This window comes from Mycobacteriales bacterium (genome assembly GCA_035504215.1).
Lineage (GTDB): Bacteria > Actinomycetota > Actinomycetes > JAFAQI01 > JAFAQI01 > DATAUK01.
Genome location: DATJSI010000052.1, coordinates 1 through 25,578, shown reverse-complemented (window position 1 = coordinate 25,578; position 25,578 = coordinate 1). Strand labels below are relative to the sequence as shown.

Below are 25,578 nucleotides of genomic sequence, written 5' to 3'. Positions count from 1 at the left end.
GCTCGGTGCGGCCTTGCCAGCGGACAGCTGAGCGCCGGGTCGGGTTGGCGACGCGACTGGCGGCGTTCTCCTTCGCTTGCGTGCGCCAGCACGCGGCGCTCGGTGCGGCCTTGCCAGCGGACAGCTGAGCGCCGGGTCGGGTTGGCGACGCGACTGGCGGCGTTCTCCTTCGCTTGCGTGCGCCAGCACGCGGCGCTCGGTGCGGCCTCAAGTCCTCGCCGGCGCCTCCCGCGGTAGCGCGCCGATGGCCCATGGGTGGCGCTATGGCCCCATCGATGGGCCATGCGTGGCGTTGGTCGTTCCGACGGGGCACCGAACAGGGTTCGGGGTCGGCTGGTTAGCATCACATCACCGAGCGCGCACTACCGTCGCGCCAGCCTGGTGAGGTGCGACTGCGGCGTGGGCGAGCAATCCCCCGGTCTGCGGATCGCGCTGCTGTCCTATCGCAGCAAGCCGCACTGTGGCGGCCAGGGCGTCTACGTCCGCCACCTTTCTCGCGAGCTGGTCGAGCTCGGCCATCGGGTAGAGGTGATCAGCGGCCAGCCCTACCCGCGGCTGGACTCAGGACCGGAGTTGGTCGAGCTGCCCAGCCTGGACCTCTATCGCGAGCCGGACCCGTTCCGTACGCCGAACTGGCACGAGTTCCGGGACTGGATCGACCTCGCCGAGGTGGCGTCGATGTGGACCGGCGGGTTCCCGGAGCCGGTGACGTTCTCGCTGCGGGCGGCCCGGCTGGTGAAGGCGCGGGTCGCCGACTTCGACGTCGTCCACGACAACCAGACCCTCGGCTACGGGATGTTGTCGATCGCGGCGGTACTGCCGCTGATCGCGACCGTGCACCATCCGGTGAGCGTCGATCGGGTCGTCGAGATCCAGAACGCACCCAACCTCCGGCAGCGGTTGGGCAAGCGGCGGTGGTACCACTTCGTCCGGATGCAGGGCCGGGTTGCCCGCGGGCTGTCCTCGATCGTGACGGTCTCGACCAACTCCGCGGCCGACATCGTCCGCGACTTCCGGGTGGACCCCTCGGTCATGCGGGTCGTGCCGATCGGCGTCGACACGCTCACCTTCCGGCCGCCGGCCGAGCCACGAGTGCCTGGCCGGATCGTTGCGGTGTCGAGCTCGGACAGCCCGATCAAGGGCGTGAAGGTGCTGCTCGAGGCGGTCGCCAAGCTTCGGACCGGGCGGGACGTCGAGCTGGTGGTGGTCGGCACTCCCCGCCCCGAGGGTCCGGTCGCCCGGGCGGTCGAGGACCTCGGGCTCACCGACACCGCGCGCTTCGTCTCGGGGCTTTCCGACGAGGGCATTGCGGCTCTGCTCGGCTCGGCCGAGATCGCCGTCGTCCCCTCGCTGTACGAGGGCTTCTCGATTCCCGCGGTCGAGGCGATGGCGTGCGCGACCCCGTTGGTGGCCAGCCGGGCGGGCGCGCTTCCCGAGGTGGTCGGCACCGACGGGACCTCGTCCGTCCTGTTCGAGCCCGGCGATGCTGCCGACCTCGCCGACAAGCTCGGCGCGCTGTTCGACGACGACGAGCGGCGTAGCGCAGTCGGCGCAGCCGGCCGCCGCCGGGTCGAAGCCTCCTACACCTGGCGCGCGGTGGCGGAGGCGATGGTCGAGGTCTACCGCGACGCGATGGACCGCCGCGCCGCTGCGACCGGCCGGGCCGGCGCGTCGTGCTGACCGTCGACTTCGGTCGCTTCCCGGTGCGACCCGGCGACCGGGTGCTCGACCTGGGTTGCGGCGGCGGCCGCCACGCCTTCGAGCTCTACCGCCGTGGCGCAGAGGTCGTGGCGCTGGATCACGATGCGGCCGAACTGGCGGGCGTCGACTCGATGTTCCACGCGATGCGAGCGGCCGGCGAGCCGCCGCCTGCAGCGTCGGCAACTGTGGTGTGCGGTGACCTGCTCGCGCTGCCGTTTCCCAACGCCAGCTTCGACGCGGTGGTTGCGGCGGAGGTGCTCGAGCACATCCCGGACGACCAGCGCGCGATGGCCGAGATCGCCCGGGTCGTGCGCCCCGGCGGACGGGTGGCGGTCACGGTGCCACGCTGGTGGCCCGAGCAGGTGTGCTGGGCGTTGTCGAAGGACTACCACGACGTGCCGGGCGGCCATGTGCGGATCTACCGCGGCGACCAGGTCACATCGCGACTCGCCGCGACCGGGCTCGAACCGCTCGGCCAGCACCACGCGCACGCGCTGCACTCGCCGTACTGGTGGCTGAACTGCGCGCTGGGTCGCGAAAGCCTGCCGTCGCGCGCCTGGCACCGCATGCTGGTCTGGGACATCATGAAGGCCCCGCGCGCGACCCGTACTGCGGAACGTTGGCTGAACCCGTTGCTGGGCAAGAGCCTGGTCGTGTACGCCGAGAAACCCACCGCTGCGACCAGGAATGCCGATGTCGCGGCTTGAGGCATTCGATGCCGCCTCGCTCCACGCGACCGCTGCCTCGATCGCCAACGTGCAGGAGCCCAGCGGCGCGGTTCCGTGGTTCCCCGGTGGCCACGTCGATCCGTGGGACCACGTCGAGTGCGCGATGGCGTTGACGGTCGCCGGCTTTCTCGATGAGGCGCGCGCGGCCTTCGACTTCCTTCGGCGCACCCAGCGCGCGGACGGGTCGTGGCCGGCGAAGGTGACCGCAGGCGTGGTCGAGGACGCCTCGTTCGAGACCAACCAGTGCGCCTACGTCGCGGTCGGCGTGTGGCATCACCTGGTCGTCACCGGTGACGAGAACTTCGCCGAGGCGATGTGGCCGACGGTGCGCGACGCGCTCGATCTCGTCACCAGCCATGCGACCGAGCGGGGTGAGATCTCGTGGTCGGTCGGCGCCGACGGCCGGGCGCGCGACGAGGCCCTGCTGACCGGGTCGTCCTCGACCTATCACGCGCTGCGTTGCGGGCTCGCGATCGCCGACCGGCTGGACGCCCCACAGCCGGAGTGGGAGATCGCGACCGGCCGGCTCGGGCACGTGATCGCCGAGCATCCCGAGGCGTTCCTCGACAAGGCGCGGTTCTCGATGGATTGGTACTACCCCGTGCTGGCCGGCATCGTGCGTGGCGCGGCCGGACGCGATCGGCTGCGCAGCCGATGGGACGACTTCGTCATCTCCGGACTGGGCATCCGCTGCGTCGACGACGAACCGTGGGTGACCGGCGCCGAGACCGCCGAGCTCGTCATCGCGCTCGACGTGGTCGGCATGACCGATCGCGCGACCGAGGTCTTCCTGGATATCCAGCACCTGCGGACCGGGGACGGGTCCTACTGGACCGGTTGGCAGTTCGCGAACAACGTGAACTGGCCGGCCGAGCACTCGACCTGGACCGCCGCCGCGGTGATTCTCGCGGCCGACGCCCTGCTCGGATTCACGCCGGGCAACGCGGTCTTCGTCGGCGACGATCTCCCGGTCGGCCTCGGGCTCGGCGAACCTGCGTGCGGTTGCGCAACCCCGGACACCGCCGCGGTTCGACGCTGAACCCGGCTACGCCCGGCGCAGGACTCGCAGGCTGCCCACCTTGCGGACCTCGGTGAAACCGTCCTCGATCGCCGGTCGGTAGATCTGCTCGTACGGCGCCTGCCCTCCGTCGGCCGGCGCTTCAAAGACGTCGTGGATGGCCAACACCCCTTGTGGTGCAACGAATCCGGCCCAGCCGCGGTAGTCGTTTCGAGCGTGCTCCTCGGCGTGACCGCCGTCGATGAACAGCATCGCGATCGGAGTCGACCACAGCGCCGCGACCGCCGTACTGCGGCCGACGATCGCGATCACGACGTGCTCGAGACCCGCGTCGTGCAGCGTCGTGCGCAGGTGGGGCAGGGTGTCCATCAAGCCGGTGGCGGGGTCGACGAGGCTCGCGTCGTGGTGCTCCCAGCCGGCCTGGTTCTCCTCCGAGCCACGGTGGTGGTCGACCGTGACGACGGTGCCGCCACGCAGCCTCGCCGCGGCGCCCAACCAGGTCGCCGACTTCCCGCAGTAGCTCCCGATCTCGACGATGACGCCTTCCGGAGCCATTGCCCAGGCGGCGTCCCAGAGCGCCTCCGCCTCGTCCGCGGGCAGGAAGCCGCGCGCACGATCGGCTACCCGTCTGGTGTGGACGTCGATCCGCACCGCAGCGGTCGCCGCCGGGTCGTCCATCTGCCGAACCCTACGGCTCGACGAGTCGGCCGGCGGCGAGCGCCGAAGGTGACGGCCCGGCGATCAGCCCTTGCCGGGGATTGCGTTGCTCGTGACGTGCACGCCGGTCGCGAAGTCGACGATCTGTTCGGACGACCAGTTCAGCGCGGGCGGCGCCTGGATCACGACGCCGAACCCGGACGGCGTGGTGTAGGTGAGGCTGATGCCGTACGAACCCTGGTCGGTGACCACGCCGGCCTGACCGTTCACGGTGACCTTGGTGCCGTGCTTCGGCAACCCGTGGACGTCCGTGGACTGGGTGAGTACGGCGAGCTTGCCCACGAACGCGTCGGGATCGTTGTCGGTGGAGCCGTCGGGGTCGATCAGCAGGGCGTACTGCGTGGACGTCGACAGGAACCAGCCGGTCGGCACCTTGTCCACCGTGAACCCGGCCAGCTGCTTGCCGTTGTACGCGACCAGCCGCACCGGCGCGGTGTGATGCGTCGCGGGCGGCACCTTGCTGCTGCCGTGATGCGGCGTCGGATGCACCGCGGGTTGCCGATTGGCCTGATGTCCCGGCTTGGCGGCCGAGCCCGCACCGGCCTGGGTGAGGGCAACGGTGACCGCGATCGCGGCGGCGATGGTCGCGCCGGAGGCGAGCGAGCGGCGGATCGTCCGGCGCCGGTGGTCCCGGGTGAGCGCGGCGCGGCCGCGGGCGAGATCGGCGTCGACAACGTCCGGGGCTGGGGTGGCGTCGATGTCCGGCGCGACCCGCGTGAACAGTTCGGTCACATCACTCATGTCGATCCTCGATACGTTGGGCGAACGATGTCCTCGGCGTGCCGTGCTGCTACCGGTTCGCGCGGATCGGTGGGCAGGCCGGATGGGAAGAGAACGTCGGGGGTCAGCGCGCTGCGCAGCTGGGCGAGGCCGCGCGCGGTCTGGCTCTTGACCGTGCCCTCGCTGCAGTGCAGGGCGTCGGCGGTTTCGGTGACGCTGAGCTCCAGCAGGTGGCGCAGCACGACCGCAGCGCGCATCCGAGGCGGCAACGCCCCGAGCGCCGCGAACACGGCGTCGTCGATCGCGACCGGAGAGTCGATCGCCACCACGTCCGGCAGCTGCGCCTCGCTGCGTTCGTGGCGGACGAACGATCGGCGTCGGGCGTCGATCAGTGCGTTGGCGAGCGACTTGCGGGCGTAGGCGTCGACCGTCTCCGGGCGGATCCGGGGCCACCGGACGTACATCCGCATGAGCGCGGTCTGGACCAGGTCCTCTGCGGCGAAGCGGTCACCGGCGGCGAGGAAGGTCGCCGTGCGCAGCAGCCGGCCGCGGTTCGCTTCGACGTACGCACGAAACTGCTCATCCCGGCCGGCGCTGACCGCCCGCGGGTCGGATCCACCTCGCACGTCTGGTGTACGTGACCGGCGCCCGAACGGTTGCACACCGGCGACGGTACGACGCTTTGTGCACTGCTAGGGCCGGTCCACCACACAGCGCGAGGCCGGCAGGCCCAGCTTCGTCCGGAGCTGCGCGGCCAGCGTGCTGCGCGCGGTGTCCAGCGCGATGAAGTGGCTGTGGTTCGCGCCATAGAAGGCGTACTGCTTCCGTGCGGCCTTCAGCAGGTGGAGGTAGCTCCGAATGATCGAGAGGTACAGCTGCGCGGTGGGGGCGGCAGCAGGCGGGAACTGGATTCGCGCGACCGAGGTCATGAAGGTCTCGTCGGTGGTCCACTCGTCGCTCAGGTCGACGGGGTGCACGACATAGCCCTCGGAGATGAGCGACTTCGTGATGCTCGTCCACCCGACGTAGGCGGTGTTGAGCGCGGCGGCGTACGTTCGGGTGGCCGGCGAGGCAGTTGCCGGAACCGGAGTTCGGCACGACTGTGCGCTGGTGGCAGCCGGGCTGCTCCTGGTCACGAAGAAGGTCGTCCGCAGGCCGATGCCAGCCGCAGCGACCACGATCGCGACCGCTACGGCGATCGCTACCCAGACTGCGGCGCCGATCGGCCGGCTGCCCCCGGGTGGCGCACCCCAGGGCGGGCCGGGCTGGGTGGGTCCCCACGGTGGACCGGGTGGCGACCCGGCCCCCCACGGCGTGCCCGAGGCGGGAGCCGGCTGCGGACCGGGCGGGTTGCCGTGTGGGCCGGGCGGCGGCGAGCCGGGCGGAGCGTACGGGTTGGACACGGCGTGCCCCCTCGGCCGCTCGACGACAGTGCTGTCCGGATATCGACCGATTCGGCCGCCGGCTGAACGGGCCCGCCGTGCCCGATGCGGCTAGGTGCCGATCAGCGCGAGCTGGCGGGCCTGTGCGACCAGGCGACCGGTGGAGTCCCAAACGAAGGCCTGCTCGTCGAACCAGCCGCCCGAGACGAACTGCGCCTCGGTCGCGACCAGCAGCCAGCCCGGCGCCGGGATCCCGCGCACGAGCACGGTGAGCTCGACCGTCGGTGCCCAGCCGTATTTCTCCAGGTTGAACACGGTCGGCGGGCCGGCATCCGCGGCGAGCAGCAACGTACGCACGTCGGGCTCGGTCCCATCCCGAAGCCGGAACCAGAATCGCACCGCCGGCTCGCCGCTCGCCTGCGGGAACGGCGCAGTGGCCGGGTCGACGCGCAGCTCGGCGTGGTCGAACAGCTCGACATGGAAGTGCGGATTGCTACCGGCCGGACACTCTTCGGGAGGTGGCATCGGCGGCGCCGGGATCGCGTCCCACTCGATCACCGGGTCCGCGACCAGGTCGCCGCAGGTGACGAGGGCCTCGATGCAGGGCTTGCCGTCCTCCCACAGTGCGGCCCGGGCGGTACTCACGCGCCGGCCGCGCCGGATCGCCTCGGCATGCACCTCGACCGGTCCGGGAGATGGCGCCCGCAGGTAGTGCGCAGAGATCGCGAGCGGATGCGCCGCCTCGACCACCTCGCAGGCAGCGCGGGCGAGGATTGCCAGCGTGTAGCCGCCGTTCGGCTTGCCGACGATTGCCCAGCCCGGGTGCAGGTCGGCGTCGAAGACGCCGGTCTCACCGCGCCGCCGCAGCGACGTGACGTCGTCCCAGTCGCTCATCGGGAATCGCTCACCGATGCAGCAGGCCGGGTGCGAGCTCGGCCCACTCCTTGCGCGGCAGGCCGCGGCGGTCGTCGACGAGGACCTGTACCGCGACATGGTCCGCACCAGCATCGAGGTGGGCCTGGACCCGGGCGCGGACCGTTTCGACGTCGCCCCACGCGCAGATCGTGTCGACCAGCCGGTCGTTGCCGCCGTCGGCGAAGTCGGTGGCCTCGAACCCGAAGCGACCGAGGTTGGCGGTGTAGTTCGGCAGCCGGAGGTACGACGTGGTGTGCCGGCGCGCGATCTCGCGGGCGATCGCCGGGTCCTCGGACAGCACGCAGACCTGCTCAGGCACCAGCAGCTTGCCCGGTCCCAGGATCTCGCGCGCGGTTGCCGTGTGCTCCGGCGGCACGAAGTAGGTGTGCGCGCCGTCCGCCCGGTCGCGGGCCAGCTCGAGCATCTTCGGGCCGAGCGCGGCGAGCAGCCGCGGCGGGCGGCTGGCCGGCTGCACCGCTCGGTAGACGGCGTACCCGGCGTCCATTCCGTCGAGGTAGTCGCGCATGTACGTGAGCGGCCTGCGGTAGTCCTCGCCGCGGACGTCGAGCAGCGGCTTGTGCGACACCCCGATGCCGAGGACGAAGCGGTCCGGATAGGCCTCGCCGAGCGCGAGCTGGCCGGCGGCGGTGGCGAGCGCGTCGCGTGCCCAGACGTTCGCGATTCCGGTCGCGACGACGAGCGAGTCGGTGGCTGCGAGCAGGAGCTGCGCGGCCGAAAGCACCTCCCGGCCGACCGCCTCGCCGGTCCAGAGCGCGGCGTAACCCAGCGACTCGACCTCGCGGGCCGCCGCGCGCACGCCGTCCGCGCCGGCGTAGTCCAGCTGGCCGGTCCACACGCCGACCGGGCCGATCCGCGCCGCCCAAGAGGCGATGTCAGGGGCGGCCGCCGGTGCCTCGGTCGTCACGGGGCCCGACGCTACCCGGCGTTGCCGTCCTTCTTGAACCCGGCCGCGATGGACTGCATGGCCGCGGTGAGCTCACCCGGGATGACCCAGACGGTCGCGGCGTTGGACTCCGCGATCTTCGGCAGCGCTTGAAGGTAGGAGTAGGCGAGCAGCTCGGGGTCGGGCCGGCCGGAGTGGATCGCGGCGAAGACGGTGTCGATCGCTTTCGCCTGGCCCTCGGCGCGCAGGATCTCGCTCTCCCGGGCGCCCTGCGCCGTGAGGATCGCGGACTGCTTCTCACCTTCGGCGGTGAGGATCGCGGACTGCTTCACGCCCTCCGCGGTGAGGATCGCGGCCCGCTTGTTCCGGTCCGCGCGCATCTGCTGCTCCATCGCTTCCTTGATGGTGGCCGGCGGGTCGATCGCCTTGATCTCCACCCGGTTGACCCGGACGCCCCACTTGCCGGTTGCCTCGTCGAGCACGCCGCGTAGCTGGCCGTTGATCTGGTCGCGGCTGGTGAGCGTCGCCTCCAGGTCCATGCCGCCGACCACGTTGCGCAGCGTCGTGACCGTGAGCTGCTCGATCGCCTGGATGTAGTTGGCGATCTCATACGTTGCCGACCGCGGATCGGTCACCTGGAAGTAGATGACGGTGTCGATGCTGACCACGAGGTTGTCCTCGGTGATCACGGGCTGCGGCGGGAAGCTCACGACCTGCTCCCGCAGGTCGATCATCGGCCGCATCCGGTCCACGAACGGCGTGAGCAGGTTCAAGCCGGCCGAGCAGGTGCGCTGGTAGCGGCCGAGCCGCTCGACCACGCCGGCTCGGGCCTGCGGCACGATCCGCACCGACCGCACCAGGACGACGAGGACGAGGACCACCACGACGATGATCGCGATGAGTGCTGCGCTCATGGGTTCGCTCCGTTCATTGTCCCGATCGCCGGGAGGGTGGTCATTGCGCGGAACCCGGAATCGTCGTGGGATGCACGACGGCCGTTGCTCCGTCGATCGCGAGCACGTCGACCCACTCGCCGGCGGGGATCGACAGCGCCTCGTCGTAGGGACGCGCAGTCCAGGTCTCCCCGCCGATCCGGACCTGGCCGCCGGTTGCGGTGGAGATGTCGGTGAGGGCCATCGCGCGGGTGCCGATCAGCTTCGCCGTACCGGTCCGGATCGAGGCCGGCATGTGCCGGTGCCGGCGGGCGGCCGGCAGCACCAGCCCGAGCAGGAGGCCGTCACCGACGGCGAAGACGATGACCTGCCCGGCGAGCGGCGCGCCCAGCGCAGCCGCCACGGCGGCGAGGGTGGCGCCGCCGGCGATCATGCCGAGGACGAAGGTGAGCGTCAGCACCTCGGCGATGGCGAGCGCCGCCGCGAGGATCAGCCAGAAGACCCATGCGTCCACGGGCCGAAGCGTATTCCTGGGGTTCGCGGGTACGCCGGAGCCGATCGCATAGCCTCCGGCCGCGGCGTCTGCGACGATGGAAGGCAGGCGCCCCGAGACGCCCGCGCGGTCGGCCCGCCACACCCGGTCCGGCCGCGAGTCGGCACCGGCCCGACTGGCGATCCCAGTCGCGCGGGTGGGATGACGAGGAGTGATGCATGCCGCCGATGGCGCAACCGGACACGCTCACCGATGCGGCGACCCCGCTGCCGCCGCCGCAGCCGTCCGAAGGGCCGGACTTCGTCCAGCTCCTGACGCCCGAAGGCGAGCGCGTCGAGCACCCGCACTACTCCATCGACATCAGCGATGAGGAGATTCGCGAGCTCTACCGCGACCTGGTTCTGGTCCGCCGGATCGACTCCGAGGCCACCGCGCTGCAGCGCCAGGGCGAGCTCGGCCTGTGGGCGAACCTGCTCGGCCAGGAGGCCGCTCAGGTGGGCGCCGGGCGCGCGCTGACCGACCGCGACTTCGCGTTCCCGACCTACCGCGAGCACGGCGTCGCCTACTGCAAGGGCGTCGACCCGGTCACGCTGATGGGGTTGTTCCGCGGCACCAGTCAGGGCGGCTGGGACCCACAGGAACACGGCTTCGGCCTGTACACGATCGTCATCGGCTCGCAGACCTTGCACGCGACCGGCTACGCGATGGGGATGCAGCGCGACGGCGGCGACGGGGCTGCGATGGCGTTCTTCGGTGACGGCGCGTCGAGCCAGGGCGACGTCAACGAGGCGTTCGTCTGGGCCAGCGTCTTCAATGCACCGGTCGTGTTCTTCTGCCAGAACAACCAGTGGGCGATCTCGGAGCCACTCGAGCGGCAGACCCGGATCCCGCTCTACCAGCGGGCCAAGGGGTTCGGCTTTCCCGGCGTACGCGTCGACGGGAACGACGTACTCGCTGTGCTCGCCGTGGCCCGCGCCGCGCTCGCGCGGGCGCGCGAGGGCAGCGGGCCGACGCTGGTGGAGGCCTACACCTACCGGATGGGCGCGCACACCACCTCGGACGACCCGACTCGCTACCGGGTCGCCGCCGAGCTCGAGACCTGGAAGCTGAAAGACCCGATCGAGCGGGTGAAGGCCTACCTGTCCCGCACCGGCGCCGGCGACGCGGCGTTCTTCAGCGGGGTCGAGAACGCCGCGGACGAGCTGGCCGCCCACCTGCGCGCCGGCACCTTGGCGCTTGGCGATCCGGAGCCGCTGTCGTTGTTCGACCACGTGTACGCCGGCGGGTCGTCGCTGCTGGACGAGGAGCGCGAGCAGCTGGCCGACTACCTGGCGTCGTTCGCGGATGCGGGGCACTGACATGACGACGCTGACACTCGGCAAGGCGATCAACGAGGGCCTGCGCAAGGCGATGGAGGACGACCCGAAGGTCCTCATCATGGGCGAGGACGTCGGGCGGCTGGGTGGCGTGTTCCGGGTCACCGACGGGCTGCAGAAGGACTTCGGCGAGGATCGCGTCATCGACACCCCGCTCGCCGAGTCCGGCATCGTCGGCACCGCGGTCGGGCTCGCGATCCGCGGGTTCCGACCGGTCTGCGAGATCCAGTTCGACGGCTTCGTCTTCCCGGCGTTCGACCAGATCGTCAGCCAGGTCGCGCACATGCACTACCGCTCGGCCGGCAACGTCAAGGTGCCGATCACGATCCGGATCCCGTACGGCGGCGGCATCGGCGCCGTCGAGCATCACAGCGAGTCGCCGGAGAGCTACTTCGCGCAGACACCTGGCCTGAAGGTGGTCACCTGCTCCAACCCGGCCGACGCCTACTCGATGATCCAGCAGGCGATCGCGGCCGACGACCCGGTCATCTTCTTCGAGCCCAAGCGGCGCTACTGGGACAAGGCCGAGGTCGACACGGGCGCGCCGCCCGCCCCGCTCTGGAACGCCCGGGTCGCGCGCGAGGGGACCGTGGCGACGCTGCTCAGCTACGGCCCGAGTGTGCGGACCTGCCTCGAGGCGGCCGCCGCGGCGGCGTCCGAGGGCCAGGACCTCGAGGTGGTCGACCTGCGCGCGCTGTCGCCCGTCGACTGGGAGACCGTGTTCGCTTCGGTGCGCAAGACCGGCCACGCGATCGTCGTCTCCGAAGCGCCGGTCTTCGGCTCCATCGGCGGCGAGATCGCGGCCCGGATCAGCGAACGCTGCTTCTACTCCCTCGAGGCTCCGGTGCTGCGGGTCTGCGGGTTCTCGACGCCGTACCCGACCGCCCGGATCGAGGAGGAATACCTGCCCGACCTCGACCGCATCCTCGATGCCGTCGACCGATCGCTCGCCTTCTAGCCAGGACCAGACACCAGGAGCCGCCCGAGATGCCGACCTTCCGCGACTTCGCGCTGCCCGACCTCGGCGAGGGCCTGACCGAGGGCGAGATTCTCGCCTGGCACGTCGCCGTCGGTGACGAGGTGAAGCTGAACCAGCCGATCGTCGAGGTGGAGACCGCCAAGGCCGCGGTCGAGATCCCGTCGCCGCACGCCGGTGTGGTCAGCGCTCTGCACTGCGGCGTGGGAGACACCGTCGATGTCGGTACGGCGATCATCACCTTCGACATCGACCCCGGCGGGTCGGTGGCGCCGCAGCCCGAGCTCACCGTGGACCAGGCCTCGATCCAGGGCGGCGACATGGTGCCCTCGGAGCCCGGGATCATCGGCTCGCCCGCGCCGAAGGGCGGCGAGGAGAAGGTCCAGATCCTCGTCGGCAGCGGCCTCAAAGCCTCCAAGCTCACCCGGCGCCCCAGGGTTGCCGCCGGCCGCCCGGCGGAGCGGTCGAACGGCGACGGATCCGGCCCCCCCGTGCAGCCCGCTCGGGTGTCGGCCGCAGCCGTCGGCGCGCGCGCCGAGCGGCTGGCCGAGGTGCACGTGCTTGCCAAGCCGCCGGTGCGCAAGCTGGCACGCGACCTCGGCGTCGACCTGCGGGTGATCGGCGGCACCGGCCCGGACGGAACGGTGACCCGAGACGACGTGCAGGCTGCAGCTTCCGGTCAGCCGGCCGGAATGATCGCCGCGGTCTCGCCCGCACCGGACTTCGACCCGGCGACGCGCGAACAGCGGATCCCGGTCAAGGGCGTTCGCAAGATGACCGCGGAGGCGATGGTCGCGAGCGCGTTCACCGCGCCGCACGTCACCGAGTGGGTCAGCGTCGACATGACGCCGGCGATGGATCTGGTCGGGCGGTTGCGCGAACACGAAGACTTCGCCGAAACCAAGGTCTCCCCGCTGTTGCTGGTCGCCCGCGCGATGATCCTCGCGATCCGCCGGCACCCGATGATCAACTCCTCCTGGGACGACGCGGCGCAGGAGATCGTCGTCAAGGACTACGTGAACCTCGGGATCGCTGCGGCAACCCCGCGCGGACTGATCGTCCCGAACATCAAGGACGCCGGCCGGCTGTCCATGCCCGAGCTGGCGCAGGCACTGGAACGACTTGTCGAGGTGGCCCGCGGCGGTCACACGCCGCCGGCCGACATGGCCCGTGGCACCATCACCATCACCAACGTCGGCGTGTTCGGAGTCGACGGCGGGACGCCGATTCTCAACCCCGGCGAGTCGGCGATCCTCTGCTTCGGCGCGGTCAGGGACATGCCGTGGGTGCATGAGGGCCGGATCGAGATCCGCAAGGTCACCCAGCTCGGGCTGTCGTTCGACCACCGGATCGTCGATGGCCAGCTCGGCAGCGAGTTCCTCGCCGATCTCGCCGGCATGCTCGCCGACCCTTGGCGCCTGGTCACCTGGCACTGAACCGGCTTCGTCCGGTCGGAGATCAGGGCAGCTCGCGTCGTACCAACCAGCGCGGCTTGCCGCCCCTCTTGCCGGTGGTCGGGCCGACGCGGTGGAAGCCGTGCGACTCGAACAGGTTCACGGTTCCGACGTAGCCGCTGTTCTGGTCGACCCGGCCGCCGGACGTCTCAACGGGGTAACCCTCCAGTGCGGGTGCGCCCGAATCGAGCGCGTGCACGACAGCGCCGTCGAGCAGGTCGTGCATCAGGCCGCGGCGCCGGAATCCCACCCCGATGACGAAGCAGACCACGGACCAGATGTCGTCATCGTCGACGTGGGGAATCGTCCGTGAGTTGACCAGCGCGCGGTAGGTGGGCTTGGGAGCCACCGAGCACCAGCCCGCAACGTGACCGTCCACATAGGCGAGCACCCCGGGACCGGGCTCGGCTGCGCACAGTGACCGCATATGGGAGATCCGGCGGGGCAAGTCCAGGCTCGAGTTGCGGTACGCCATGCACACGCAGCCGTGCCCACCCGGCTTGCGTGGCACCATCAGCGACGCGAAGTCGTCCCATCGCCCGCGAGCAGGAACGACCTCGACGCTCACCGGGCGAGGATAGACGCGGCGAACCTTCGGTCCGCCGGGAGAACGCTCAGAACGCGGATTCGGCCAGGTCCATCACGTCGAGGGTGGTCGTCTCGACCACGACTCGCTCGGCGTGCAGCAGCGGCAGCCGGGTCTGGGCGAAGAACGTTGCGGCCGCGACCTTGCCGGTGTAGAAGTCCTCGTCCGCCGGCGACCGCACCCCGGCAGTGAGCGCGTTCAACGCCACCTCGGCCTGCCGCAGCAGCAGCCAGCCGATCACGACGTCGCCGAGCGCCATCAGCAACCGGGACGTGTTGAGGCCCACCTTGTACAGGTTGCGTACGTCGTCGGTCGATGCGGTGAGATAGCCGACCATCGCCTCGACCATGCCTTGCGCATCACCGAGTGCCTCGGCGAGCAGCTTCCGCTCGTTCTTCAGCCGACCGTTGCCGGCGTCGGAGTCGGCGAACGCCTTGATCTGTTCGACCAACGTCGTCAGCGCGGCGCCCTGGTCCCGGACGATCTTGCGGAAGAACAGGTCCTGACCCTGGATCGCGGTCGTCCCCTCGTAGAGCGTGTCGATCTTCGAGTCCCGGATGTATTGCTCGATCGGGTAGTCCTGCAGGAAGCCCGAGCCGCCGAAGGTCTGCAGCGACTGCGAGCCGAGCAGCTCGTAGGACTTCTCCGAGCCGAAACCCTTGACGATCGGCAGCAGGAGGTCGTTCATGCGGACTGCGTCGTCGTCGGTCTCGCCCTGGGAGGCCGCGTCCATGACGGCGTCCTGGAAGGTCGCGGTGTAGAGCACGAGTGCGCGCATGCCCTCGGCGTACGCCTTCTGCAGCATCAACGAGCGGCGGACGTCCGGGTGATGGGTGATCGTCACCCGCGGTGCGGCCTTGTCGAGCAGCTGGGTGAGATCCGCGCCCTGCACGCGCGTCTTCGCGTACTCCAGCGCGTTGAGGTAGCCGGTCGACAGCGTTGCGATCGCCTTGGTGCCGACCATCATCCGGGCCATCTCGATGACCTGGAACATCTGCGCGATGCCGGCGTGCACGTCGCCGACCAGCCAGCCGACCGCCGGCAGGTCGCCGTCACCGAAGGTGAGCTCGCAGGTGGTGGACACCTTCAGGCCCATCTTCTTCTCGAGGTTGGTCACGAACACGCCGTTGCGCTCGCCGAGCTCGCCGGTCGCGAGATCGACATGGAACTTCGGTACGGCGAACAGCGAGAGCCCCTTGGTGCCCGGGCCGGCACCGAGCGGGCGAGCCAGCACGAGATGGACGATGTTCTCCGGCACGTCCCAGTCGCCACTGGTGATGAAGCGCTTGACCCCCTCGATGTGCCAGGAGCCGTCCGGCTGTTCGGTCGCCTTGGTGCGCCCGGCGCCGACGTCCGAGCCGGCATCCGGCTCGGTCAGCACCATCGTCGAGCCCCAGTGCCGCTCGACGGCGAGCTCGGCCAGGCGCTTCTGGTCCGGCGTGCCCAGCCGGTGCAGGATGCTCGCGAAGTTGGGTCCGGCGGCGTACATGTGGATCGCGGGGTTGGCGCCGAGCACCATCTCGTTCGCCGCCCAGATGATCGACGGGGGGAGCCCCATGCCGCCGAGCTCGGCGGACAGACCGAGGCGGTCCCAGCCGCCGTCGACGAACGCGCGGTAGGACGCCTTGAACGACTCGGGCAGCGTCACGCTGTGGGTCGCGGGGTCGAACGTCGGCGGGTGCCGGTCGGCGTCGGCGAAGGACTCGGCCAGCGGGCCCTCGGCGAGGTGGCGGACCTCCTCGAGCAGGCTGCGGGCGGTGTCCTCGTCGACCTCGGCGAAGGCTCCGGCGCCCAGCACCGAGCCTCGACCGAGGACCTCGAACAGGGTGAACTCCAGGTCGCGGAGGTTCGCCTTGTAGTGCGTCATGCCCCACTCCGTACGCCGGGACCGTGGCGGGCTTCGCCGGTCGGTCGGGCCCGTCACCGGTCGGGCGCCCGAAGGCTACCCGCCGGTAACTTCCCCTATATTACCCACAAGTAACCTCGGTCGCGCCGGATCGGACCTTGATTCCCGGCGGCGCCGGAGCCGGCGCCAGAACCGGGGGTCAGACCTCCCGGCCCGGCTCCTCGGTTTCCATGACGTCGGACTCGGCGCGCTGCGCACCCGTCTCCGGCGGGTCCGCTCCGCCGAGGACGTCGCGCTCGGAGGACCGGGTGGTCCCGCTGGTCGGCTCTGAGTCGTCCATCACGTCGAAGTCGGACTCGGTCGCTGGTTCGTTCCGGTGGTCATCTGCCATCGCTTCATCACCTCGAGCAAGGGCTCCCCTGCGCAATGCCGAATAACCGTCGCCCGCGTGTCCGACCTGATCCCGACCAGGGCACCGATGCCGGAGACAGCTGCCAAATCCGCCATCTTGCGTGCCTAGGTACGGGCGTTACGCTGCGCAGAGATCGTTCGATTCAGCTCCTGCGAGGTCGGCCGGGCCGGCAGATTCGAGGGCGCACATGGCGCGCGTGAGCATGAAAGTCGATGGCGTGAGCTACTCCGACGAGGTCGAGCCCAGACGGCTGCTCGTCCACCACCTGAGGGATGGGCTCGGGCGAGTCGGCACCCCGATCGGCTGCGACAGCTCGAACTGCGGTGCCTGCACCGTGCTGATGAACGGCGAGAGCGTGAAGTCGTGCTCGGTGCTCGCCGTACAGGCCGACGGAGCCGAGATCACCACGATCCAGGGCCTGGCGAGCGACGGTGAGTGGCACCCGGTCCAGCAGGCGTTCAAGGACAACCACGGCCTGCAGTGCGGCTACTGCACGCCGGGAATGATCATGGCGGCGGTCGATCTGCTGCGCACGAACCCGAATCCCACCGAGGCTGAGGTGCGCGACGGGCTCGAAGGCAACCTGTGCCGCTGCACCGGCTACGTCAACATCGTCCGCTCCGTGCTCGCCGCGGCCGCCGCGATGCGCGGCGAGAGCTCGCCGAGCAGCGCCGAGGAGAAGGCAGGTGTGTCATGACCGAGACGACCACCGAGGTCGGCCGGCGGCGTACCCGCAAGGAAGACGCGAAGCTGGTCACCGGTCAGACCACCTGGACCGACAGCATCGCCCTTCCCGGCCTGCTCCAGTTCTCGATCCTGCGCAGCCCGATGGCGCACGCCAAGATCACCCGCATCGACGTCTCGCCGGCGCTCGAGATGCCCGGCGTGATCGCTGCCTTCAGCGGAGCCGATCTCGCCGACCAGCTCGGATCGCTGCCGTGTGCCTGGCCGGTGACGCCGGACATGGTCGCGCCCGCGCATCCACCGATCGCCGTCGACGAGGTGCGGTACGTCGGTGACGCGGTTGCGGTTGTCGTTGCACGCGACCGGTACGCGTCGGCCGATGCGCTCGAGGCGATCGAGGTCGAGTACGAACCGTTGCCACCGGTCCTGGACATGGAGGCCGCGCTCGCGGACGGCGCACCCTTGGTGCACAGCGACAAGGGCACCAACCGCTGCTTCGACTGGCCGTTCGCCGGCGGTGACTACGAGGCGGCGAAGGCGGCGGCCGATGTCGTGGTTTCGCGGCGGTTCATCCAGCAGCGCCTGCTGCCGTCCGCGATGGAGCCGCGCGCGGTGGTCGTCGCACCGATCGCCGCCGCCGACGAATACACGGTCTACTCCTCGACCCAGATCCCGCACGTGCTTCGCGTGATGCTCGCGCTCACGACCGGGACGCCCGAGCACAAGCTGCGAGTCATCACTCCCGATGTCGGTGGCGGCTTCGGCTCGAAGCTCAACGTGTACGCCGAAGAGGTCATCGGTCTCGTGCTCGCCAAGCGGCTCGGCCGGCCGGTGCGCTGGACGGAGTCGCGCAGCGAGGGCTACCAGGCGACCATCCACGGCCGCGACCAGATCCAGGACATCGAGATCGCTGCGCGTTCGGACGGCAAGGTCCTCGGGTTGAAGGTCCGGTTGCTCGCCGACATGGGCGCCTACCTGCAGCTGGTTACGCCCGGCGTGCCGCTGCTCGGCGCGTTCATGTTCCCGGCGATCTACAAGATGGACGCCTACGACTTCGCGTGCACCGGCGTCTTCACGACGAAGACGCCCACCGATGCCTACCGCGGCGCCGGTCGCCCGGAGGCGACCTTCGCGATCGAACGCATCATGGACGAGCTCGCCGCGGAACTCGGTCGCGACCCGATGGACTTGCGCCGGCAGAACTGGATCACCCACGAGGAGTTCCCGTTCGAGACGATCGCCGGCCTGACCTACGACTCCGGCAACTACGAGGCCGCGACCGATGAAGCGATGCGGATGTTCGACTACGACGGGCTGCGTCGCGAGCAGGCGGCACGCCGCGAACGCAACGACTCCGTCCAGCTCGGAATCGGCATCTCGACGTTCACCGAGATGTGTGGACTCGCGCCGAGCCGGGTCCTCGGATCGCTGTCCTACGGGGCCGGCGGCTGGGAGGCCGCGAGCATCCGGATGTTGCCGACCGGGAAGGTCGAGGTCGTCACCGGCTCGTCACCGCACGGTCAGGGCCACGTGACCTCGTGGAGCCAGATCGCCGCGGACGCGCTCGGCGTGCCGTTCGAGGACGTCGAAGTCCTCTACGGCGACACCGAGGTGAGCCCCAAGGGCATGGACACCTACGGGTCTCGGTCGCTCGTCGTCGGCGGGGTCGCCATCCACCGCGCCGCCGACAAGGTGATCGAGAAGGCCAAGCGGATCGCCGCGCACCTGTTGGAGGCTTCGGAGTCCGACATCACGTTCGCGAACGGCACGTTCTCGGTGCAGGGTTCGCCGGACGCCAAGATGACGATCCAGGAGATCGCGCTGGCGACTTTTGCGGCGCACAACCTGCCGGACGGTGTCGAGCCCACCCTGGACTCCGACTACGTTTTCGACCCGGAGAACTTCTCCTTCCCACACGGCACCCACCTGTGCGCGATGGAGATCGACACCGAGACCGGCCGCGCGACGATGCGCTCCTACGTCTGCGTCGACGACGTCGGCAGGGTGGTCAACCCGCTCATCGTGGAGGGGCAGGTGCACGGCGGCATCGCGCAGGGCGTGGCTCAGGCGTTGTACGAGGAGGCCGTGTACGACGAGGACGGCAACCTCACGACCGGCACGATGGCCGACTACCTGGTGCCGAGCGCGGCCGACCTGCCGACCTTCCAGACCGGGCGAACCGAGACCCCGGCGACGTCAAACCCGTTGGGCGTCAAGGGCGTCGGCGAGGCCGGGACGATCGCGTCGACGCCTGCCGTGATCAACGCGATCATCGACGCGCTTCGACCGTACGGTGTCAACGAAGTCCCGATGCCGGCGACGCCGGAGCGGGTATGGCGGGCCCTGCAGGACGCACGGAACGGAGGGGGCGCGAAATGATTCCCGCATCCGTCGACTACGTGGCGCCGAACTCGGTCGCCGAAGCCCTGTCCGCGCTCGCCGCAGGCGGCGAGGACGCGAAGATCATCGCCGGCGGGCAGAGCCTGCTCCCGGTGCTCCGGCTACGGCTCGCTTACCCGAGCACGCTGGTCGACCTGCGCAACATCGCCGAGCTCAAGGGCGTCCGCGAGGATGGCGGGACCCTCGTCATCGGTGCGATGACTCGGCACTGCGATGTCATCGATGACGAGCTGGTGGCGCAGCACGCCCCGTTGATCGCGGCTGCCGAGCGCACGGTTGCCGATCCCGCGATCCGCCATCGTGGCACCGTCGGCGGGTCACTGTCCCACGCCGACCCCGCTGGTGACCTCGCGGCGGTGATGCTCGCGCTCGACGCCGAGCTGGTGGTCGAGGGATCGGGCGGTCGCCGTACCGTCCCGGCCGCGGAGTTCTTCGTCGACTATCTACAGACCGTGCTCTCGCCGGACGAGATCCTCGTCGAGGTGCGGGTGCCGACCCTCACCGGGTGGGGTGTCCACTACGAGAAGTTCCAGCGGGTCGCCCAGGCCTGGGCGATCGTGGGTGTCGCGGCTGCGGTCCGGGTCGAGGGCGGCTCGATCGCGGAGGCGAGGATCGGGTTGACCAACATGGGCACCGTTCCGATCCGGGCGTCGGCCGTCGAGGCTGCGTTGGCCGGCTGTGCGGTCGACGCCGAAGCAATCGGCGCCGCGACCGCCTCGGTCGCCGAAGGCACCAACCCGCCATCCGACCTCGGCGGCGCGGCGGACTACCGCAGGCATCTCGCCGCGGTCCTGACCCGCCGCGCGGTGCTGGCCGCGGCCGGAGGCGAGTGAGCCCGCGGGCAGCTGACCGGCGGGCGTTGCTGCCGGCGGACATCACGTCGGCGGATCTGCTTCGCGCCCGGCTCGAGGAGCACGACTACCTCGCGGACGACGGGCTGGCCACCGCGGCGTACCTCTCGCTGGCGATGGGACGGCCGCTGTTCCTCGAAGGCGAGGCCGGTGTCGGGAAGACTTCACTCGCCGTGGCGCTCGCGGAGCTGCTCTCCGCCGAGCTGATCCGCCTGCAGTGCTACGAGGGGATCGATGCGTCTCAGGCGTTGTACGACTGGGATTTCCCGCGCCAGCTGTTGCACCTGCGCGCGGTCGAGGCGGCGGGCGGCGTCGCCGATCCGGAGAGCATCGACCGGCTCGACCGCGAGGTGTATGACCGGCGCTTCCTTCTCGCGCGCCCGTTGCTGCAGGCGTTGGAGACCACGCCTTCGGTGCTGCTCATCGACGAGGTCGATCGTTCCGATGACGAGTTCGAGGCCTTCCTGCTGCAGCTGCTGTCGGACTACTCGGTCACGATTCCCGAGCTGGGCACGATCCGGGCCGAGGTGCCGCCGGTTGCGGTGCTCACCTCGAACCGCACGCGCGAGCTGCACGACGCGCTGAAGCGCCGGTGCCTCTATCACTGGGTCGAGCATCCGTCGTTCGATCGCGAGGTGGCCATCATCCGGCGCCAGGTGCCCGAGGCGGGCGAGCTGATCGCGCGGCAGGTCGCGGCCTCCGCGCAGCTGCTGCGCGAGGAGGACCTCGCCAAGCCGCCCGGCGTGGCCGAGTCCATCGACTGGGCGGTCGCGCTGGTCGCGCTCGGCGCCGACCGGCTCGATCCCGACAACGCGATCGCGACTCTCGGCGCGGTGCTGAAGTACCGCGAGGACCAGGAGCGAGTACGCCGGATGGACATCGGGGCGATGATCGCGGTCGCCGTCAGCGGTGGCTGACCCGCCTGCGCCCTTCGACGCCGTCGACAGCGTCGTCGGGCTCGCGCGGACGCTCCGCGCAGCCGGCGTGCCGACTGCGCCCGACCGGGTGCAGACCACGATCGAGGCGCTCGGCGAGCTCGACCCGACCCGCCGCGACCACGTCTACTGGGCCGGGCGGTTGACGCTGTGTGACAACCCGGTCGACATCGCCCGCTACGACCGGGTGTTCGCGGCGTACTTCGGCGACCGGCCGACCTCCGTCGAGCGGCGCACCCGTGTGCTGCGTCCGAAGCTTCAGCTACTTGCCACCGACGGACTGGCCGTCGACGGCAGCGAGGACTCGGCGGGCGAGCCGCGAACGGCCCGCGCCGCCGCGAGCGCCGAGGAGGTTCTGCGCGACCGCGACATCGCGACGTTGAACCCCGAGGAGCGGGCGCAGCTGCAGACCCTGCTCGTACGACTGGCGCTGCCCGGCGAGTCGCGGAGCAGCCGGCGGATGCGCGCATCGCGCCGCGGCCCGATCGACGGACGGCGGACCGTTCGCGCGTGGCTGGCCGCAGGTGGGGAGCCGGCGCGGCTGCGCCGGCACCGGCCGACCGAGCGGCCGCGGCGAGTGGTTCTGCTGGTCGACGTCAGCGGCTCGATGGCGGCGTACTCAGACGCGTTGCTGCGGTTCGCACACGCGGCTGCGCGCCGGGGACACGTGCCTACCGAGGTGTTCGCGTTCGGCACCCGGCTCTCGCGGATCACGCGCGAGCTGCGCCAGCCCGACCCCGACGTTGCGATGGCGGCGGTGGCGAGCGCGACCCCTGACGCCGGCTCCGGCACCAGGCTCGGCGGGTTGCTCAAGGAGTTCCTCGACGGCTGGGGGCAGCGGGGGATGGCGCGCGGCGCGGTGGTGGTGATCCTGTCCGATGGCTGGGAGCGGGGTGACCCGGAGCTACTCGGCGAGCAGGTCGCGCGGCTGCATCGGCTGGCGCACCGGGTGGTGTGGGCGAACCCCCGCAAGGCCGGTGCGGGCTATCAGCCCACCGCGGGTGGGATGGCGGCGGCCCTGCCGTATGTTGACGACTTCGTGGAAGGCCACAGTCTCGGGGCGCTGCTGAGGCTGGCCGAGGTGGTTCGCGGCGCCCGGCAGCGGCCCGGATCGACGTTGACGCTGGAGGATCTGTGAAGCTCGAGAACTCGTTCACGGTTCCGGTCACCGCGGATGTCGCGTGGCCAGTGTTGCTCGACGTTGAACGGATCGCGCCCTGCATGCCGGGCGCGACGCTCACCGGCCAGGAGGGCGATGAGTTCACCGGCACCGTGAAGGTGAAGGTCGGTCCGGTCAGCCTCACCTACGGCGGCAAGGCGACCTTCGTCTCCCGGGACGATGACAACCACGTCGCCGTCATCGAGGCTTCCGGCAAGGAGACCCGAGGGTCCGGTACGGCGAAAGCCGTCATCACCACGAGGCTGTCCGAGGCGGACGGCGCGACAACGGTCGACGTCGAGACCGAGCTCACCATCACGGGCAAGCCGGCCCAGTTCGGCCGTGGCGTGATGGCCGAGATCAGCGGCAAGCTGATCGGGCAGTTCGCCGCCTGCCTTGCGGAGAAGATCTCCGCGGACGCGCCAGCCGCCGCAGGGTCGTCCACCCCGGCCGACCCAGCCTCCGATGCCGCTTCTTCGAGCCCGGCGCTCGACGGCGATCCGCAGCCGAGCCCGGAAGGCTCCGCGCACTCCTCGGCGACATCTACCGCGACGCCGCTCCGGCCGGTGCCGGAAGCGGGTGCCCGCCCCACCCCGGAAGCGATCGACCTGCTCGACACCGCCGGGCTGCCGATCCTCAAGCGGGTCGCCCCGCTGTTGGCCGGCCTGTTCGTGCTGTATCTGCTGCTGCGCCGCCGCGGGCGCTGAGCCGGACCGATTCCGGGCACCGCTGCCCGGAGCAGACTTGGCCGACGTGGCCCCGACCGCAGTGACCCGCCCGCGAAACCTGCGCCGCCACTCGGACGGGGTTCAGCGCGCGGCCAACCTCGAGCGATGCCAGGCGTTCATCCTGATCGCTCGGTGAGTCGATCCTGGTCATCGGTCGCACGTTGGCCGAGTCCGCGCACCCCGGTACCCGGGCCGCGGCGGGCTGTCTCGTCGCGTTCCTCGGCGCGGCGTCGTTCTGGTGGGTGTACTTCGACCGCAGCGCGGAAGCAGCCACCGAGGTCGTGGTGCGCTCTGCCGATCCCGGCCGACTCGGTCGCCGCGTCGCCGGCACTGACCGGCTGCACTTCCCGCACGTTGTCCCGGACCCGACCGGCGAAGGCAGACTGGATCGATGAGCCGGACCAGTGAGATCGCGCGCGAGCAGGAGCTCGTCACCCGGCTCTACGACCGGCTCGATCTGCTGCGCGAGCAGACCCGTGGCCGGCTCGCCGAGGTACGCCGCAGAGGAGCGAGCGGCACGCCGCAGGCCCGCAGCGAGCGCGACGCGTTTGCCACGCTGTACGAGGACCGGCTTGCCCAGCTCGAGGCGGTCGAGCCGGGGCTGTGCTTCGGCCGGCTCGACTTCACCACCGGCGAGCAGTTGCATGTCGGCCGGATCGGGTTGACCGACGACCGGCTCGACACCCTGCTGGTCGACTGGCGCGCACCGGCGGCCGAGCCCTTTTACCGAGCAACGCCCGCCGACCCGCACGGGGTCAGCCGGCGCCGGCACCTGCGCACGCGCGGCCGCACCGTTCTCGACGTCGAGGACGACGTGTTCGACGTCGACGCGCTCACCGAGGCGGACCGGGAGACCCTCGGCGGCGGTGGTGCGCTGCTCGCCGCGCTGAACGCGCACCGCACCGGCCGGATGCGCGACATCGTCGCCACCATCCAGGCCGAGCAGGACGAGGTGATCCGTGCCGACCCGACCGGCGTGCTGGTCGTTCAGGGCGGCCCCGGCACCGGCAAGACCGCGGTCGCGCTGCACCGGGCGGCGTACCTGCTCTACACGCACCGCGAACGGCTGTCCCGCACGGGAGTGCTCGTCGTCGGTCCCGGGCCGGCGTTCATCCGCTACATCGAGCGGGTCCTGCCTTCTCTCGGCGAGACCGGTGTCCTGCTCTCGACCGTGGACGGGCTGGTGCCGGGGGTCTCGGTCGGCGGGCGGGAGCCGGCCGCGGTTGCGACGCTGAAGGCCGACTCTCGCATGGCTGAGGTGATCGAGGCCGCAGTGACGGCCCGGCAACGCGTTCCCGACCAGCCGCTGCTGGTCGGTTTCGAGGAGTACGACCTCCTGCTGACGCCAGGTGACGTGTCGGCGGCGCGGGCGCGCGCCCGCCGGTCGCGTCGCCGGCACAACCGGGCTCGGTACGCCTTCGCCAAGCACCTGCTCCGCCTGGTGGTCGGCCGGCTGGCCGAGTTCGACGCCGAGCTGGCCCGCGAGCGCTGGGTGGTCCGAACGTTGATGGGCAGCGACGACTTCCGTGCGGCCGTCGACGCGTGCTGGCCCCGGGTGAGCGCGGAGGAGCTGGTCCGAGAACTGTTCACGCCGACCGGCGTGTTGGTCGCCGGCGACCTGCTGACCCGCGCGGAGGCGGCGCTGCTGGTCCGCGACCCGACCGCGCCGTGGACCGCCGCGGACATCCCGCTGATCGACGAGGCCTGGTCGCGGCTGGGCGACCCCGAAGAGGTGCTTCGCGAGGCGGCCGAGCGCCGCCGGGTGCGTGCCGACCGGGAGTACGCGCGAGAGGTGGTCGCGGCCAGCGGGCTGCGCGGCCAGGTCGACGCCGATCTGCTGGCCGAGCGGTACGCCGGCCCCGGTGCGAGCAGCCGGGCGGTGGCGGAGCGGGCCGCGACCGACCCGGACTGGGAGTTCGGCCACGTGATCGTCGACGAGGCGCAGGAGCTCTCGCCGATGGCGTGGCGGATGCTGGTGCGCCGTTGCCCGATGCGGTCGATGACCGTCGTCGGGGACATTGCGCAGGCGTCCGCTCCCTGGGCGATCCGGTCATGGCCGGCCGCGCTGCAGGCCATCGCACCCGAGCGCTGGCGCGTGGCGGAGCTGACCGTGAACTACCGGACCCCCAGCGAGGTGATGGAGGTGGCGGCGGACGTGCTCGCCGCTGTCGACCCGGCCATCGAGTCGCCGTCTTCGGTCCGCGACGTGGGTTACCCGCCGTACTCGCACCGGGTTGCCCTCGGCGACGACCTGGTGGCTCGGGTGGTCTCTGTCGTAGCCGAGTCCCGCGCGACGATCGGGGACGGCAAGCTGGCGGTCATTGCGCCGTACCGCTGGTACGACGCCCTCGTGGCGGCCGTCGGCGCCAGCTTCCCGGACGAGGTGGGCACCGGGGCCGCGGGTCTCGATGCGCCGATCGCGGTGCTCGGTGTGACCGAGGCGAAGGGGTTGGAGTTCGACGGCGTCGTGCTCGCCGAGCCGGGGGACTGGATCGCCGCCGACGAGCGCGGCCTGCGCGATCTCTACGTCGCGCTCACGAGGACGACGCAGCGCCTCGACGTCGTCCACTCGGGCGAGCTGCCCGCGACCCTCGCGCGCTTGACGCCGGCCTAGGTTTCGGCTTCTTCTCGACCGCCGCACGAGCCTCGTCGAGGTCCTCGCGAGCGAGATGCTCCACCACCTCGAGCACGGGCTGGACG

Annotated in this window: 24 protein-coding genes and 1 pseudogene; 14 read left to right on the top strand and 11 right to left on the bottom strand. The window is 70.8% G+C overall.

The window, feature by feature from the left end; genetic code table 11:
- Positions 1 to 420: 420 nt before the first annotated feature.
- The 3 genes from VME70_06930 to VME70_06920 are packed head-to-tail and all read left to right on the top strand — an operon-like array spanning position 421 to position 3,468.
- On the top strand, positions 421 to 1,680 hold the full coding sequence (locus VME70_06930; GenBank protein HTW19927.1) for a glycosyltransferase family 4 protein: 1,260 nt from the start codon (positions 421 to 423) through the stop codon (positions 1,678 to 1,680).
- Positions 1,674 to 2,408 (top strand): methyltransferase domain-containing protein, encoded by a 735-nt coding sequence (locus tag VME70_06925; protein ID HTW19926.1) that lies wholly within the window; start codon positions 1,674 to 1,676, stop codon positions 2,406 to 2,408. The genes VME70_06930 and VME70_06925 overlap by 7 nt, the downstream gene beginning before the upstream one ends.
- A complete protein-coding gene (locus tag VME70_06920) occupies positions 2,395 to 3,468 on the top strand; it encodes a prenyltransferase (protein ID HTW19925.1) in 1,074 nt (357 codons plus the stop codon). Before VME70_06925 ends, VME70_06920 begins: the two co-directional genes overlap by 14 nt.
- A gap of 6 nt (positions 3,469 to 3,474) precedes the next feature.
- Here the strand turns inward: VME70_06920 and VME70_06915 are convergent, their stop codons facing one another.
- From VME70_06915 to VME70_06880, 8 genes and pseudogenes are all read right to left on the bottom strand, one after another.
- Complete coding sequence (locus tag VME70_06915; GenBank protein HTW19924.1) at positions 3,475 to 4,125, bottom strand: class I SAM-dependent methyltransferase; 651 nt, start codon at positions 4,123 to 4,125, stop codon at positions 3,475 to 3,477.
- Between the two features lie 63 nt (positions 4,126 to 4,188).
- Positions 4,189 to 4,905 carry a hypothetical protein gene (locus VME70_06910; GenBank protein ID HTW19923.1) on the bottom strand — a complete coding sequence of 239 codons (717 nt, stop codon included), beginning with the start codon at positions 4,903 to 4,905 and terminating at the stop codon, positions 4,189 to 4,191.
- Positions 4,902 to 5,510: a SigE family RNA polymerase sigma factor gene (locus VME70_06905; protein HTW19922.1), complete on the bottom strand. Its 609-nt coding sequence runs from the start codon at positions 5,508 to 5,510 to the stop codon at positions 4,902 to 4,904. The genes VME70_06910 and VME70_06905 overlap by 4 nt, the downstream gene beginning before the upstream one ends.
- A gap of 66 nt (positions 5,511 to 5,576) precedes the next feature.
- Positions 5,577 to 6,287 carry a hypothetical protein gene (locus VME70_06900; GenBank protein HTW19921.1) on the bottom strand — a complete coding sequence of 237 codons (711 nt, stop codon included), beginning with the start codon at positions 6,285 to 6,287 and terminating at the stop codon, positions 5,577 to 5,579.
- Positions 6,288 to 6,377: 90 nt separating this feature from the next.
- Complete coding sequence (locus tag VME70_06895; protein ID HTW19920.1) at positions 6,378 to 7,160, bottom strand: thioesterase family protein; 783 nt, start codon at positions 7,158 to 7,160, stop codon at positions 6,378 to 6,380.
- 10 nt (positions 7,161 to 7,170) lie between these two features.
- Positions 7,171 to 8,106 carry an LLM class F420-dependent oxidoreductase gene (locus VME70_06890; protein ID HTW19919.1) on the bottom strand — a complete coding sequence of 312 codons (936 nt, stop codon included), beginning with the start codon at positions 8,104 to 8,106 and terminating at the stop codon, positions 7,171 to 7,173.
- 53 nt (positions 8,107 to 8,159) lie between these two features.
- Positions 8,160 to 8,999 (bottom strand): annotated as a pseudogene (locus VME70_06885) (SPFH domain-containing protein).
- 40 nt (positions 9,000 to 9,039) lie between these two features.
- Positions 9,040 to 9,492: an NfeD family protein gene (locus VME70_06880; protein ID HTW19918.1), complete on the bottom strand. Its 453-nt coding sequence runs from the start codon at positions 9,490 to 9,492 to the stop codon at positions 9,040 to 9,042.
- Positions 9,493 to 9,689: 197 nt separating this feature from the next.
- Between VME70_06880 and pdhA the strand changes: the two genes are divergently transcribed.
- Genes pdhA through VME70_06865 form a run of 3 tightly spaced genes read left to right on the top strand, consistent with a single transcriptional unit; the run spans position 9,690 to position 13,259 of the window.
- A complete protein-coding gene (gene pdhA, locus VME70_06875) occupies positions 9,690 to 10,829 on the top strand; it encodes a pyruvate dehydrogenase (acetyl-transferring) E1 component subunit alpha (GenBank protein HTW19917.1) in 1,140 nt (379 codons plus the stop codon).
- Position 10,830: 1 nt separating this feature from the next.
- Positions 10,831 to 11,805: an alpha-ketoacid dehydrogenase subunit beta gene (locus VME70_06870; GenBank protein HTW19916.1), complete on the top strand. Its 975-nt coding sequence runs from the start codon at positions 10,831 to 10,833 to the stop codon at positions 11,803 to 11,805.
- A 29-nt stretch (positions 11,806 to 11,834) separates the two neighbouring features.
- Positions 11,835 to 13,259, top strand: coding sequence for a dihydrolipoamide acetyltransferase family protein (locus VME70_06865; GenBank protein HTW19915.1), 1,425 nt, complete (start codon positions 11,835 to 11,837; stop codon positions 13,257 to 13,259).
- Between the two features lie 22 nt (positions 13,260 to 13,281).
- Here the strand turns inward: VME70_06865 and VME70_06860 are convergent, their stop codons facing one another.
- From VME70_06860 to VME70_06850, 3 genes are all read right to left on the bottom strand, one after another.
- Positions 13,282 to 13,845: a GNAT family N-acetyltransferase gene (locus tag VME70_06860; protein ID HTW19914.1), complete on the bottom strand. Its 564-nt coding sequence runs from the start codon at positions 13,843 to 13,845 to the stop codon at positions 13,282 to 13,284.
- 46 nt (positions 13,846 to 13,891) lie between these two features.
- On the bottom strand, positions 13,892 to 15,730 hold the full coding sequence (locus tag VME70_06855; GenBank protein HTW19913.1) for an acyl-CoA dehydrogenase: 1,839 nt from the start codon (positions 15,728 to 15,730) through the stop codon (positions 13,892 to 13,894).
- A gap of 178 nt (positions 15,731 to 15,908) precedes the next feature.
- Complete coding sequence (locus VME70_06850; protein HTW19912.1) at positions 15,909 to 16,100, bottom strand: hypothetical protein; 192 nt, start codon at positions 16,098 to 16,100, stop codon at positions 15,909 to 15,911.
- Positions 16,101 to 16,308: 208 nt separating this feature from the next.
- Between VME70_06850 and VME70_06845 the strand changes: the two genes are divergently transcribed.
- The 8 genes from VME70_06845 to VME70_06810 all read left to right on the top strand — a co-directional run bounded on the left by VME70_06845 (position 16,309) and on the right by VME70_06810 (position 25,492).
- On the top strand, positions 16,309 to 16,818 hold the full coding sequence (locus VME70_06845) for a (2Fe-2S)-binding protein (GenBank protein HTW19911.1): 510 nt from the start codon (positions 16,309 to 16,311) through the stop codon (positions 16,816 to 16,818).
- Complete coding sequence (locus VME70_06840) at positions 16,815 to 19,184, top strand: xanthine dehydrogenase family protein molybdopterin-binding subunit (GenBank protein ID HTW19910.1); 2,370 nt, start codon at positions 16,815 to 16,817, stop codon at positions 19,182 to 19,184. Before VME70_06845 ends, VME70_06840 begins: the two co-directional genes overlap by 4 nt.
- The gene (locus VME70_06835) at positions 19,181 to 20,038 is read left to right on the top strand and encodes a xanthine dehydrogenase family protein subunit M (protein ID HTW19909.1); all 858 of its coding nucleotides are present in this window, start codon (positions 19,181 to 19,183) and stop codon (positions 20,036 to 20,038) included. Before VME70_06840 ends, VME70_06835 begins: the two co-directional genes overlap by 4 nt.
- Positions 20,039 to 20,067: 29 nt before the next feature.
- Entirely contained in the window at positions 20,068 to 20,973 is a 906-nt protein-coding gene (locus VME70_06830) for a MoxR family ATPase (GenBank protein ID HTW19908.1), read from the top strand.
- On the top strand, positions 20,966 to 22,129 hold the full coding sequence (locus VME70_06825; GenBank protein ID HTW19907.1) for a VWA domain-containing protein: 1,164 nt from the start codon (positions 20,966 to 20,968) through the stop codon (positions 22,127 to 22,129). Before VME70_06830 ends, VME70_06825 begins: the two co-directional genes overlap by 8 nt.
- Complete coding sequence (locus VME70_06820; protein ID HTW19906.1) at positions 22,126 to 22,857, top strand: SRPBCC family protein; 732 nt, start codon at positions 22,126 to 22,128, stop codon at positions 22,855 to 22,857. Before VME70_06825 ends, VME70_06820 begins: the two co-directional genes overlap by 4 nt.
- 161 nt (positions 22,858 to 23,018) lie before the next feature.
- The gene (locus VME70_06815) at positions 23,019 to 23,273 is read left to right on the top strand and encodes a low temperature requirement protein A (protein ID HTW19905.1); all 255 of its coding nucleotides are present in this window, start codon (positions 23,019 to 23,021) and stop codon (positions 23,271 to 23,273) included.
- Positions 23,270 to 25,492 carry an AAA family ATPase gene (locus tag VME70_06810; GenBank protein ID HTW19904.1) on the top strand — a complete coding sequence of 741 codons (2,223 nt, stop codon included), beginning with the start codon at positions 23,270 to 23,272 and terminating at the stop codon, positions 25,490 to 25,492. Before VME70_06815 ends, VME70_06810 begins: the two co-directional genes overlap by 4 nt.
- Positions 25,493 to 25,578 lie beyond the last annotated feature (86 nt).

Coding starts and splice junctions, on each gene's coding strand:
- VME70_06920 (HTW19925.1), top strand. CDS start 2,395: ATGTCGCGGCTTGAGGCATTCGATGCCGCCTCGCTCCACGCGACCGCT.
- VME70_06915 (HTW19924.1), bottom strand. CDS start 4,125: ATGGACGACCCGGCGGCGACCGCTGCGGTGCGGATCGACGTCCACACC.
- VME70_06910 (HTW19923.1), bottom strand. CDS start 4,905: ATGAGTGATGTGACCGAACTGTTCACGCGGGTCGCGCCGGACATCGAC.
- VME70_06895 (HTW19920.1), bottom strand. CDS start 7,160: ATGAGCGACTGGGACGACGTCACGTCGCTGCGGCGGCGCGGTGAGACC.
- pdhA (HTW19917.1), top strand. CDS start 9,690: ATGCCGCCGATGGCGCAACCGGACACGCTCACCGATGCGGCGACCCCG.
- VME70_06870 (HTW19916.1), top strand. CDS start 10,831: ATGACGACGCTGACACTCGGCAAGGCGATCAACGAGGGCCTGCGCAAG.
- VME70_06865 (HTW19915.1), top strand. CDS start 11,835: ATGCCGACCTTCCGCGACTTCGCGCTGCCCGACCTCGGCGAGGGCCTG.
- VME70_06855 (HTW19913.1), bottom strand. CDS start 15,730: ATGACGCACTACAAGGCGAACCTCCGCGACCTGGAGTTCACCCTGTTC.
- VME70_06850 (HTW19912.1), bottom strand. CDS start 16,100: ATGGCAGATGACCACCGGAACGAACCAGCGACCGAGTCCGACTTCGAC.
- VME70_06845 (HTW19911.1), top strand. CDS start 16,309: ATGGCGCGCGTGAGCATGAAAGTCGATGGCGTGAGCTACTCCGACGAG.
- VME70_06840 (HTW19910.1), top strand. CDS start 16,815: ATGACCGAGACGACCACCGAGGTCGGCCGGCGGCGTACCCGCAAGGAA.
- VME70_06835 (HTW19909.1), top strand. CDS start 19,181: ATGATTCCCGCATCCGTCGACTACGTGGCGCCGAACTCGGTCGCCGAA.
- VME70_06810 (HTW19904.1), top strand. CDS start 23,270: ATGAGCCGGACCAGTGAGATCGCGCGCGAGCAGGAGCTCGTCACCCGG.